Origin of the sequence: Chitinophaga agri, assembly GCF_010093065.1 — a bacterium.
Classification (GTDB): Bacteria; Bacteroidota; Bacteroidia; order Chitinophagales; family Chitinophagaceae; genus Chitinophaga; species Chitinophaga agri.
In genome coordinates this window covers 767174-779928 of the sequence record NZ_CP048113.1, presented here as the reverse complement: position 1 = coordinate 779928, position 12755 = coordinate 767174, and the positions used below count along the sequence as shown (strand labels likewise).

Here is a 12755-nt window from a genome sequence, read left to right as displayed (position 1 = left end):
AATCAAAATGTCTTTATATAAGTTACTCTTCCGTTATTACTGGATACCAGGCGCTTCTGCATTCCTGGTATAAATGCCTTTTCTGCCATGACTGCGATCTCCCCCAGCTTAGGGATTGTGATCTTCGCGTTACCGGAAAAACCGATCTGGGTAAGATTGAAGGAGGTCTGATAATTGTATTTCATACCTCCACCTAATTCAAACCAGCTAAGCATCTTGTATTGCACACCACCTTCCCCGGTATATAAATTATACTCAGGATTCACAGCTATTGCACCACCCGCTGTAAATATGAACCTGCCATAAAATACCGTCTGGCTTAATACCATATTCTTACTGTTGAAATATAAGAAGCTACTATCCGTCTGTTTATTATAAAACTGTGTATAAGTCAGCATCGTGCTCATCATGATTCCCCTGTAATAGTAGAAATGACTCGCAGTTCCTGACAGATTGTAGTACAGGTTCTCGGCATAGCTCGTATCACTCATCTTCGTCAGCTGTGAACTTGGGAAATACCCCAGTGTCAGTGTCGGCCATTTCTTCCTGCGGAACGTGGCCTGGAAGCTCTTAAATACGGTGTTACTGGAATAATTCGTTTGCTGGTAACTGGTCGTAAAATCGTTCTTTCTGATACCTGCACTTAATGTCAGCTGTTGCTGAAAGAAAGGCTGGTCCACCTTCAGCGCCCAACCTGTTTGAGAAGAACCGGTAGTATACAGACTGAACGACTGGAAATTAGCCCCCATCATCTTAAACACACCACTAAACCTGGTGCCTGTTTTAGGCAACACAGAGTTGGCAGAGATAGCATATGCCTCATTAGAATGATCGCCCAGTTTGAAAATACCATTGCCGGCATCCTCATGCTCTCCTACTGGTCTTGCGTAAGTCGGCAGAGATGATTTAGCGATCTCTCCCTTGATATAGTTATTTTCGTCCAACTGCCATCTTCCCTCCAGGGATAATCCCATAATATGCTGACTCAGGTTCGTCGGACTCGGCGTTCCATTATTAGAAACAGTATTAAAATTATACACCTGCTTTCTACCGGTGTAATAAGTCAGTATGATATTATTACCATCCCGCATACCCTTACCAACACGTACCAGATTGAGGTGCTGTTTCGTCCTGTTGTCATTGAAGATGAAGTCCCTGAAACGGTAATCAACTCTGCCTGTCGCAAAAGCCACATAGTAATCAGGATTATACTCTGCCTGGGCCCCGAATATGCTGATATTCTTCGCCGTCAGCTCTGAATAGTCCACTAACAGGCGCCCTACTCCCACTGTCCGGATAGCAAGCAGATGTTTATATCCTTTAGGTAATATAGAATCAGGGAGGTTCATTGCTTTGAGGTTGTCCGCGAGTTCCTTGTTATTTTTACTACGGGCTAACACATCGGTCAATGCATTCTTTCTGATATTGTAAATATTCTCCTGTTGCTTGTATACACCCTGCAACTTTGCCAGTTCCTGCTGTAGTGAGTCTATCTTCTTGTCCACTGCCGCATACTTGTCATTGAACCGTTGCAGTACGGAGTCCGCCGATTCATTCACTTTCTTACTCTTCTCTTCCAGGTCAGACAATTTACCGTCAGACCGCTTGCGCTTACTGATATCCAGGTCAGGGATCCTTAAATCAGGCTTGTTCAACGCCTCCAGGGAATCCCGTATCTTCGCATAATACGCTCGCTCACGGGCTTCAATGATATGCTGTAACAAGGCTGGATCACTCTTCCACTTCTTCAGTTTATTAATTTCCAGCTGCTTCGCTTCCACCTGTGCCCGCAGCTGCTGTAACTCCTCGAGTTGCGCATATTTCCCCGCATCCCAGCCCCTCGCCTTCTTCATCATCGCATTCTTAAAATCCCGGTTGGTATACTGGAGATTAAAATCGGTAAGATTCCTGAAGAGAGAAGAATTACCCATACGGGTAGAAAAGTTCAGCCTGATAGGATAATTGTCCTTGTAAGTCAGCTCAAGACTCGTCTGCACGGTATGCTGGTATACATCCTTCTGCGTGACAGGTGTGTCTACACTTGACTGGTAGAAGAGATCGTACATCACATTACCATGTACAGTCAGCAGCGGATTACGTTGTTTATGCACGACGACTACCTGCTTAGGATTTCTCTTATTATGCTCATAAACGCCAATGAAAGTATCGTAAGTGATTGGAACAAAAGGGGCAATAACATACTTCCTTGATCTGCTGGCTGCGTTAGAAAACGACAGCAGACTGTCACCGAATGCAGGATATTGCTGCTTTTCGGGCAATTTTACTTTCCACTTCGTGTAATAGTCCGTCATGGGCGTAGTTAGCACAGACTGACTATATACATTGGCAGCGGCCAAAGTAATCATGATCAGGAATAAAAAATATTTCACGGTATAGTATAATCAAACGAATTCCAGGTCAATAAACACTTGACAAAAAGTAAGGGTTCAAACAATCTTTTCCATCAGTGTATTATTAATCAAGAGCGCAAACAATCATTATAAGTATCTGAACAACGCATTGACAATAGGTATAGACAAACTTATTTACTTGCATTTTGATCCCCGGACTAATCAATCTTCTTCTTTAATGTCTGGTATCAACATAACTCAATAAATGCTACGCAATTCGGGCACAAACATAGCATTTTTTTAAAACATTCAAACTTTGACGCATGTTTTTTTTTGAAAACATGGCCAATCTGGGTAATCCTACTTAATGAAGTCTATCCCCCTCATCTCACATACTCCCCAGCACATCTTTTAATATCTCCTTCTCCTCCTCACTCACATTCTCATCCTCCAGCATTTCCTCAATCAAAGCCTTAAACGCCGTATCTTTTTTCGATACCAGGTAGGTAAACTCGGGGGTGCCACTTACGCCTCCATACTGACGGGCACTCGTTGTCATTTCGTTATGCACGTCGTCGATAAACCGCATCTGATTACTTTCTATCAGCTTCAATCTTTCCTGATAGGCATCGTGGCTGCCAAACATAGCTTTGAATAAAGGATGGATAGTCGCACGCTCGGTATCCCATCTCATATATTGCTCGCGCTGCGTCCAGTAATTATAGTGTGTACATTCCGTGAACATGGACATTACAAGTGCAGTATCCGGGTCTCCCATGCTAATGTATAATGTAGTATCTATCGGCGTGTCTGATGTGGTAGCTTTAATTTCTTTCGTATCTGAACAGGCTAATGATAAAAAAACCAGTACTATAGGAACAATTATTTTTTTCATGGGCGGCAAATTTACATATTTTCAAAATATATCAGCCACACTTTGCTATTTGATGTAACTTAAAGAAAACAAAAACACATGCGTACACAGCGTATCCTCTGGAAAGGCATTTATTATAACACGCTGGAATATCTTCATATCCAGTCAGATACCACACATGATATACAGGGGAATATTACTGGTCTGGTTAAGGATCTGCCGATACATGTGCAATACAAAATTAGTACGAACGCTCAATGGGAAGTACAAACAGTTATCATCAGTATCCTTGAACATGGGGAGAATACCTTACAGCTCACACGGGCAAACGATCGCTGGCAGGATAAGCAGGGTACTGTGCATGCCATCTTCGACGATTGTACGGACATTGATATTTCATTAACGCCTTTCACCAACACGCTGCCGATCAACAGGCTGTCATTAGCTATAGGTGCTTCAGCTGACATCGCCGTTGTATATTTTGACCTACCGGGTATGGATATTAAACCCGCCAGGCAACGATATTCACGGCTATCAGCAACCACCTACAGATATGAAAGCCTGACCTCCGGATTCACTGCTGAACTGGAAGTGGATGAAGCAGGATTAGTGATCAACTATCCGGAAATATGGGAGAGAATTGCGACGCACATATCATAGCGGCGTCGGTATATTGTCTAATGGCAATGTTGTATTCATCATCTCAAAAGAAGCAAATACTACCTTCTTCGACTTCGCGAGTATATTCAAAGATCTCTTCGGATGTAGCGATGCACTCTACCTTGATGGTGCCATTTCAAAAATGTACCTGCCGCAACATCGACCCGAAGATACAGGCGGCGACTTTGGTGTTATTATTTCGGTTACCGGTAAGCGTTAATGATACTCACCATATTTAAGTGCCACAGGCTATTCTCCTAATACGCCCTCGTTCTTCCTATATAGATATTTCTGGCATTCAGATAGGTATCCGCTGTCGGGCCGGGACTACCACTGGAGCCCTCCATCTGCATATTGATGATCACATAGAGGGGTTTGCCCACAAAATCAGCATTGTGAACCGCTTTCCATACACCATCAATGTAGTAGTGGATGTCCACATGTGTGGCACTCACCTTCGTGATCCACGCACGATACGTATGCCAGCTGCCTGGTGACGATACCGTCGTTAGCGTACTTGACACATCTGAAGGTGTTCTGAATGTATTCTGCCAGTTTGTGGCATTCCCTTTGAACTCCATGATGTCGCTTTCCGGCGGCCAGCTGTTCACGCCTGTCAGCCAGAAGGCAGGCCAGGAACCGGTAACAATGGGTACCTGGAAGTCACATTTCACTTCCCAGTTAGGGAACTGATCGTTAACGACCACATGTTGTTTGGTATTTACTGCACCGGAGTGATACCGGATCGGCAGATAGGGGTCCGAACTGCTGTTACCTTCATTCCAGTTGATGCTGGTAGCTTTGATAGTCAGTACCCCATTGTTGAGGTAGATATGATTATGATCTGTAGGACTACCATACATACGGGCTGTCCCGTTGTGGTCAGATCCCCATGGATACAGGTAGTTCCATGCCGCTTCGAACGCCGTATAACTGGCGAAAGTAGCATTGTCTATAACGGTTTCCCAGGTCGCCGCAGCAACAGCCGCCTGCTGCCTGTCATCTAAAGATAGTACTGGCGCCTGTTCGGCGATGAGCTGTTTCTGGCAGGCAAAAAGCAAGGGAGAAAATAAGGCCAGCACCAGTCCGGTCAGTGTTTTCATAGTGTGTAATTTTATAATAAATAAAAGCATATGGGTTATATCGGTAGAACGCCTGTGGCCGGTAAGAATAAGTTAACAATGAGACAGATAATTCTTTACTTTTAGGTCCTGAATTGACCATTTTGCCATTACCTGTTTATTTTCGTACGAAGCTGGTGAACTTTCGGTCAATCTGTCATTCATAAAGTAGCTTCCGCTGCGGATTGAAAAGTAAACATTTTCCTGAATAATTTCAATGTGTAAATGAATATCAGAAGTATCGTCAATAAGGATAACATCAACTTATTGAACTGTGAAAGTGAACCGATTCACATCCCGGGATGTATTCAGGAGCACGGATTTTTACTGGGTCTGGCACACGATTCACTGCTTATCAAATATTGCAGCGAAAACGTACCGGCCTTCACCGGATTCACACATCTTCAGTTACTGGGCAAGCCGCTACAATTGCTCTGCAGCGCCGAACAGGAAGACATGCTGCGTGCATTTCTGGCAGCTGCTTCCTTCGACCAGCGTCAACCTTTTGTCTTCACCATCAATGATGTAAAGTACAATACCAAACCGCATATCAGTAACAATACCATCATCCTGGAATTTGAACCCTTCCCTGATGGCACACTGGACATGCCCAACCTGTACAAACAAACCCAACAGTTTGTTTCGTATCTGAACGACGCACAGGACCTGAAGCAGCTATGTCAGTCCATCGCTTCAGAAACCAGATCCATTACCGGTTACGACCGTGTGATGATCTACCGTTTTGACAAGAACTATAACGGAGAAGTGATTGCAGAAGCCAAACGTGACGACCTCCTCCCGCTACTCGGACATAACTATCCACATACCGATATACCTGCGCAGGCCAGAGCGCTCTACCTGACCAATATGCTACGTATGATCGTAGATGTGGATTATCAGCCAGTGCCACTGTATACTATTGCAGACGAGCAACAGGAAAAACACCTGGATCTCAGCCTCTCTATTCTCAGGAGTGTATCTCCCATACACATCGAATACCTGAAGAATATGGGTGTCAGGGCCACACTCACTATTTCGTTAATACAGGATAATAAGCTATGGGGACTGATCTCCTGCCATCATTATTCTCCTAAGAATATTCCTCATTACACGCGCTTATCTGCCCTTCTGCAGGGATATTTCTTTACGTCCCAGATCAGGGTAAGGCAGGCGGCTGATGAGTATAACTACGCGCAGCTGATCGAACATAACATCCAGCCGGTGCTGGAGCTGATGTCTGGTGACAATTTCATAGAACAGCATTTTGAGAATCCGCTGCTGAGAGAAGCGATCCGAGCCTCCGGCTTTGTGATCGTACTGAATGAGGTAGTATACAGGAACGGGAATGTACCGCCGGATGAGCAGCTCTTCCCGCTACTGCAATGGCTGAAACAATACTCTACCAGCGGGCATTATTCCACCGATCATCTCGTGGAGGTCTATGCCCCTGCTACGGATATGAGCGACACTGTTGCCGGCCTGATCTATCACACACTGGACTCAGAAAATAAGAACTGTGTGATCTGGCTCAGACCAGAAATGGAAAAGTCGATCAACTGGGCAGGAAACCCCAGTAAGGCGATCGTCATGGACGCCGCAGGCGCCCGTCTCTCTCCACGTAAGTCTTTTGAATTATGGAAAGAGGTCGTAAAATGTTATAGCGAGGAATGGGTCACACCGGAGCTGACCGTAGCAGCACGCCTGGCGAATAGTCTCCAAAAACAGGCACATCTGGCGGATATCCGCCGGGAAGAAAAAAGGTACAAGGAGCTGGCAGCTAAACTGGAAGCAGCTAACGCGGAACTGGAAAATTTCAACTGGATCAGCGCACATGACCTGAAAGAACCCCTGCGTAAGATACAGCTCTTTGCTTCCAGGACCTTCTATTCGGAAGTCTCCCTGGATATCTACAAAGACTCACTGGTGAAAATACAACTGGCAGCCTCCAAAATACAGCTGCTGCTGGACAGTATGCTGTCCTTCGCTACCATGAGCAAGACCAACGAGGAGTTTGAAAAGATCAACCTGAATAATACATTAACGCAGGTGATCGGTAAGTACAGGAAAGAGATCAATGCAAAAGAAGCGGTCATCACCTCAGATGCACTGCCTTCCCTGGATGTATTACCTTTTCAGGCAGAACAACTTTTCTCTAACCTGATCTCCAATTCCCTGAAATTCTCAAAGGACGATACCCCGCTGAAGCTGGCTATTCGCTATCACAGATCTCCGCAGTATCATATCATTACGTTCAAAGACAACGGCATCGGGTTCCAGAATAAATACGCGGATATTATCTTCAAGATCTTCCAGAGCCTGAATAAAAATGGTCCGCAATCCAACATTGGGATAGGACTGGCCATCTGTAAAAAGATCATGGATAACCACAATGGTACGATCACGGCTGAAGGCGAGGAAGGCCTCGGAGCAATGTTCAGTGTCTCCTTCCCTACCTGATCAGCCGAAAAAACTTACCTTTGCGCCCATAAATTAAAAAAATATATGGACGGCCAATACAGAAAAGACATAAAACCGGGAATGGTGGTAGCGATCATTCTTAAAAAAGACCAACGCAGTGGTAACCTGACGTATGGTATTGTAAAAGATATTCTTACATCGGCACCCTACCATTCCCGGGGTATAAAGGTCAGATTGGATGACGGCCAGATAGGCCGTGTAGCCGCCTTCGGCGAGGACGATGACCTGTTACGCTGAGAATTCCAGCTGCCGCAGAATGGTCGGATCCTGGATCTCTTTGTCCCTCGCCAGTAACAACACCTTGGAAATCAGTTCAGCCGACTTCGGATCATCATCTGCAAAAGGCAGGAACAGTCTGCCCCGTTGCTGTGAATGCACCGGTAAGATAGACAGGTACCTGCCTGGCATCTGATGCACCACTGCACTTCCCAGATGCACGCTGTAATTGCCATACTGGCCAGCGATCTTTGCATGATGACCACTCACCGTGACATTATCCAGTTTGAACAATCGCAGTGTTTCATTCAGCAGTACTGTTCTCATTTCAATAGTTGAATGACTCGCTTCAGGATCTACGCCCCCTGCGTGTGCGACGCTCACCACCAGATCAATATCCCGCATCACCTCACTGAAAATACGCGGATCGATATCTTTAAACGCTACAGGCTGCCCTGTTCTGATATGATGGAAGATCACAGTTTCCAGTACCGGGCTTTCCACTTCCGCCGGAGAGAACCAGTTCGCCTGCGCATACATTTTCACCATGAAGCCCTGCTGATGGAATACCTTCTGTAAACCCTCTTCGTAATCCACTTTCCAGCCCCTTGTTTTCAGTAACGCTACCGTCTTGGATGGTTGTACCTGATGACCGGCATAACGTCGGGAAACGGCCTTTTCCTGCATTTCTTCCTCCATCGGCAGATAGAGCTCACGGAATACCTGTTTAAATGGCTGCTGTATCTGCTTTTCAAAACAATACTGCTGGTAACCACTCCAACTCACCGTCTGCTGCAGATCGATACAGTGCGCGATCCTGATCTGGTCATCCGCACTTATTTTGACTGCCTTCCCTTTACATGGTACCAGCGTACCGTCTGTCCAGAAACCGTGTCCCTTATCTGTAATAAAGACCAGTTTCTCCAGGTGACGCGCGATCACCGGATGTGTAAACAGATTGATCAGCTCCGCTCCGTCAAATGCATCTCCCTTGACCATCGCATCTTCCAGTGCCTTGCGGGAACGGCGGAACTGCTCTTTCAGGGTCTTTTTAAACTCCAGGAGTTCGAGTACCTTGGTATCTTTTTTATATTTTGCCGGAATACTTGCCAGCTTCCTGTCATTTTTGAATGCTACCACATCCGCTTCTCCATCTTCGTCTATGATCAACCCGATCAGCACATCATCATACTGCACCTGTGTCTCCTTAGAGAGGATCGTTTGTACCTGTTTGGTTTCCATGGCCCATGTCAGGCGCTGCGGATCAGCATAACCGGCATTTCTCGCCAGGTTCTCCATCGCAATACGGATCGCCGTTGCCTCACTCGCTTGCTTCTGTGCACCAAACTGTTTACTTTCCTTTTTGAACTGCTGGATATATTCATAACGGTCCAGGATATCTTTTTCCTTATTGGTCTTATGCAATGGTATCAGTCCATACATACGCAGGTAGTCCTGATCGCGTTTGTCCCTTACCTTCTCTGTCACCTCCCTGATCTTCAGGCTACCCGTCATCACATCCGCATATAATCTTGCTCTGCGGTGACCATTCCCATCACTGATGTACTTCGCGGCATCGTAAACTTTCTGCCAACGCTCCGTTCCGATCTCCTTATAGGCCTGCAGAAACCAGTCCTTATCGACCGCACCGTCTTTGAAGTCCTGTACATCTACAGAAGAATAACGGGCAATCTCACTCTCTGCTTCTGCTGTCTGCTCTGCATAAGCAGATGTTTTTGTATGTGCATGCATCCACCAGATTGCTGCATCCAGCCCCTTCCAGCCAAGATACTTACTCACCAGTTTCTGCCATTGCGGCGCATACACTGCCGCCTCCAGCAAACGCGTCTCTGTTACTTTTATACGATCCATCGCTGCTGCGAACTGTTCGTCCGTATCTGTAGCCAGTGGGAAACAACGTTTCAGCATTGTACTGAACAATTGCTGTTTATTCTCGCTCTCAGATGAGTAGATATATCCTTTGTGCAACGTAGTCTTTCCTAAGCCGGCGAGTATATCTGCAAACCGCTGCGTACCTTCCAGGCTTTGTATCTCTTTCGCAAAGTCAGTCACACTGGTCGCAGTATCTCCACGTTTTAACTCAATGTCCAGCAGGTGCTCACGCACGCGGTTGAACATCGGCTGCAGGAAAGGATATCTGACGAAATAACCTTCTTCATCTTTGGCCTCTTTCCTGCTGGAAAGCACGCGCACATTGTCGCCATCCAGTATCCCCCTGTACATCTCACTTTCTGAGATCAGGCCCTGCTGAAATGCACGGCAGAAGATATCCAGTGGCGGGTGGCTGTAGCGGATATTCTCAGGTAAGCCGGAGAACTGTCTCCAGTTGTATAACTGCCAGCAACGGGCCACCTCCTCATCTTTCAGGCGCCGGACAGAAAGCCTGTTAAGATACCAGTTCAGTAAACTATTGTCCTGCCAGCCATCGCCGCAGGCATAATAGCGATAGGCTTCTACCGACTTATGCTTCAGTACCTCTTCCGGATATATAGCGAACAGGTTGGCAGCTGCGCCCAGGAGATATGCTTCTCTTTCTGTAAAAGGATAAATGATCGCCAGCGCCTTCAATATCTGTAACAGCGGATTACTCCAGTTATACCTGTGCGCATTGGTCATCCCTTCAGGCAGATAGTCATTCAGCTCTGGTATATGTGGCCTGGCGATTATAGCAACACCTGTAAAACTTTCGTAGTCAGCCTGTACCGTCACATCACTCAGTATAAAAAGGTCTCTTGCTGTAAAACCGGACTTTTCATACCATTCCTTCCATAACCCAGACAACGGATAAGTAGCATAGCGCTCTTCGGGCGACAAAGCATCATCGAAGGTTTGCATGGTGCTTCGCATGGTATTACCCAGCAGTACCTTCTCCCGTGTATTGTTGTAATATGCTACTTCGTATTCATAGTCTGCATGTTCCATGAACAAGGCATACAGCTCCTTCAGACCTTCTCTGATAGCGGCCTCCGGCAATGTAAAACCATATGGTCCCTCAGCAAGGCACCTGTTGTAATAATCCTCCGGATCTCTTGCCGGAGCAATGACAGGCGTTATCGCAGCCGGATCATATAATCCGTATCCGTTAGTATTATCATAGACCACTACCTGCTTATCGGCTGATAATTGTTCCAGAAGGATCGCTTCCTTCTGCGGAATGCTCTTTCTGCTTCTGAAAGTCTCCAGCAATGGGGTGATCACAGACTGTAAACGCTGCTGCTGCTGAAGCTGTATAGCGATATCCAGACCCGCGAGCCGCTGTTCACCATCGCCGTTCAGCAGGTCTTCCAGCTGACCTGAAAGTATCGCATCAGGTTGTCGCATCAGGATACCGATGATCTGGCTACGCATCGCGCTGCTTTTACGCTTTAACAGCTCTTTGAGCACGACCGCTTCTTCTGCTACCAGCACTATTTTCGTCAATGCCCTCATCGCGGAGGTCTGCAGGAACTCTCCTCTTTCTTTAATGATACGCATGCAGTAAGTGCGCTGGAAACCGGTAACAGGCTTTACCTCCTTGCGTTCATCCCAGTTGTAATCCGTGTAGCCCGGCAGGATAATTCTGGTCAGCGTGGACTTCACAGGAAGCTCCATATCATCGAAGTAAGACATCACCGTATCTAATCGTTCCGACCTTTCCTTTATCAGCGGCAGCATGGCTTCCAGTACTTCGCTTCGTTTATAGGTACCATTCATCCAGTGGAAGGGCTTATTGGCAAATGCCTTCTCTTTTACAGACGAACGTTGTAGTATGGCATGCAGTTTATCGAACAACTGCGGATAATTCCTGTCGTAATAATTAGACCTAAAAGTGACACGCCTTTCTATGATCCTCACTGCCAGGCCATTTACTGCCAGGTGCTCATCCTCAATACCTGCAAACAACACCGGCATATCTACTGCAGGATGCCGCGTCTCATTCACAAACTGTTGTGCAAGCCACCGCTTCTCTACATCCGTTCCCTTCATCAGTTCCAGCAAATAAGGTAGTGTCTTCTCAATATCGTAAACACCCTGTGCCCAAAGGGCCATATATACGTCCGCGTTATTATCACTTTTGATAGCTGCTGGGATCAGTGACGGATCGGAGAGATAGGTATAAGCTTTCTCCACGAAGCTTTTTACTGCGGATTCTTTCTCTGCCTCCCAGTTCAGGCCAGCCCATACATCCAATGCCCTGACAACAGCAGAGAACCTGGTCAGTTTATTATCTATGATGACTTTGAGCATATATTTCAAAGCTCCTGTACTCGTTTCATCCAGCTCTTCCAATACCGCCTGCCGGAGCCCTTCCTGTCTTTGCGCCGCCAGCAACAGCTTAGCCACCAGCTCCCAGGCTTCGGGCTTATCACTCAGCAGCAGCGCTTTAATAATGTTCCGGCTGACTTTACCCACTGGTTCTTTATTGTAGATGATATTCTCCAGCGTAGTGAATACCTCGTTGTTACCCAGATCCAGTGCGGCTGCCCAGATATGGTACATATAGGGAGTTCCATGCTCATGATCGCAGATGATCTGCTCCGGGAGGCTGAGATGATAGCACGTGAAAGTGTACTGTGTATCATATCCGAACAGGTAGGACTGAAAAATTACGCCTTTCAGGAAATGCAGCTGATGGATGAGGTACATCTCTCTTTTTTCCGGTGAACGGAATGAACGACGGTAGCTGCCGGTCTGGTATATCTGGTAGCGGAACTTCGACCAGGCGTGTTTTACGTAGACCGCATGCTCCTCACCAAAGAGGAAGCGTAACAGGTTAAATGCTTCCTCATCTTCCCACTCTTTCTCCGGCAACAATGCTATCAACCTGTTATAGGTATTACTGCCAACAGGGATTTCATAATAAAGATTGTTATTAGGAACAGTATGTCCTTCTAACCGGCGTGCAATTACCAATGCAAATTCCGCCATGTTCCTGGTCAGTAGTGGATGGCTGACGGTTCCGTTATAAACGGAGGTAAGGGTTTCGATAAGTCCTTTCTCATAATCAGGGATAATCCTCGATTCGAGGAATGTTTTCACGTTCATGTCAAATAA

Annotated in this window: 8 protein-coding genes; 4 read left to right on the top strand and 4 right to left on the bottom strand. The window is 46.3% G+C overall.

The genetic code is table 11. The features are described 5' to 3' along the window. Positions 1-2: 2 nt before the first annotated feature. Both GWR21_RS02985 and GWR21_RS02980 read right to left on the bottom strand, forming a co-directional pair. Entirely contained in the window at positions 3-2366 is a 2364-nt protein-coding gene (locus GWR21_RS02985) for an AAA family ATPase (protein ID WP_162330298.1), read from the bottom strand. A 373-nt stretch (positions 2367-2739) separates the two neighbouring features. Then, complete coding sequence (locus tag GWR21_RS02980; RefSeq protein WP_162330297.1) at positions 2740-3246, bottom strand: hypothetical protein; 507 nt, start codon at positions 3244-3246, stop codon at positions 2740-2742. 78 nt (positions 3247-3324) lie between these two features. Between GWR21_RS02980 and GWR21_RS02975 the strand changes: the two genes are divergently transcribed. Both GWR21_RS02975 and GWR21_RS02970 read left to right on the top strand, forming a co-directional pair. Then, entirely contained in the window at positions 3325-3885 is a 561-nt protein-coding gene (locus GWR21_RS02975) for a putative glycolipid-binding domain-containing protein (RefSeq protein WP_162330296.1), read from the top strand. Then, a complete protein-coding gene (locus GWR21_RS02970; protein WP_162330295.1) occupies positions 3866-4105 on the top strand; it encodes a phosphodiester glycosidase family protein in 240 nt (79 codons plus the stop codon). Before GWR21_RS02975 ends, GWR21_RS02970 begins: the two co-directional genes overlap by 20 nt. Before the next feature lie 37 nt (positions 4106-4142). Here GWR21_RS02970 and GWR21_RS02965 read toward each other — a convergent pair whose 3' ends face one another. Continuing rightward, the gene (locus GWR21_RS02965) at positions 4143-4988 is read right to left on the bottom strand and encodes a LamG domain-containing protein (protein ID WP_162330294.1); all 846 of its coding nucleotides are present in this window, start codon (positions 4986-4988) and stop codon (positions 4143-4145) included. 243 nt (positions 4989-5231) lie between these two features. Between GWR21_RS02965 and GWR21_RS02960 the strand changes: the two genes are divergently transcribed. Next, complete coding sequence (locus GWR21_RS02960; RefSeq protein WP_162330293.1) at positions 5232-7463, top strand: ATP-binding protein; 2232 nt, start codon at positions 5232-5234, stop codon at positions 7461-7463. A gap of 45 nt (positions 7464-7508) precedes the next feature. Beyond that, positions 7509-7721, top strand: coding sequence for a YwbE family protein (locus tag GWR21_RS02955; RefSeq protein WP_162330292.1), 213 nt, complete (start codon positions 7509-7511; stop codon positions 7719-7721). Here the strand turns inward: GWR21_RS02955 and GWR21_RS02950 are convergent. Next, positions 7713-12746: a DUF4132 domain-containing protein gene (locus tag GWR21_RS02950; RefSeq protein WP_162330291.1), complete on the bottom strand. Its 5034-nt coding sequence runs from the start codon at positions 12744-12746 to the stop codon at positions 7713-7715. The genes GWR21_RS02955 and GWR21_RS02950 overlap by 9 nt on opposite strands. Positions 12747-12755: the final 9 nt, after the last annotated feature.

Excerpts from the sequence above, each read along its gene's own strand:
- GWR21_RS02975 (WP_162330296.1), top strand. The coding sequence starts at position 3,325 with ATGCGTACACAGCGTATCCTCTGGAAAGGCATTTATTATAACACGCTG.
- GWR21_RS02950 (WP_162330291.1), bottom strand. The coding sequence starts at position 12,746 with ATGAACGTGAAAACATTCCTCGAATCGAGGATTATCCCTGATTATGAG.
- GWR21_RS02985 (WP_162330298.1), bottom strand. The coding sequence starts at position 2,366 with ATGATTACTTTGGCCGCTGCCAATGTATATAGTCAGTCTGTGCTAACT.
- GWR21_RS02965 (WP_162330294.1), bottom strand. The coding sequence starts at position 4,988 with ATGAAAACACTGACCGGACTGGTGCTGGCCTTATTTTCTCCCTTGCTT.
- GWR21_RS02955 (WP_162330292.1), top strand. The coding sequence starts at position 7,509 with ATGGACGGCCAATACAGAAAAGACATAAAACCGGGAATGGTGGTAGCG.
- GWR21_RS02980 (WP_162330297.1), bottom strand. The coding sequence starts at position 3,246 with ATGAAAAAAATAATTGTTCCTATAGTACTGGTTTTTTTATCATTAGCC.
- GWR21_RS02960 (WP_162330293.1), top strand. The coding sequence starts at position 5,232 with ATGAATATCAGAAGTATCGTCAATAAGGATAACATCAACTTATTGAAC.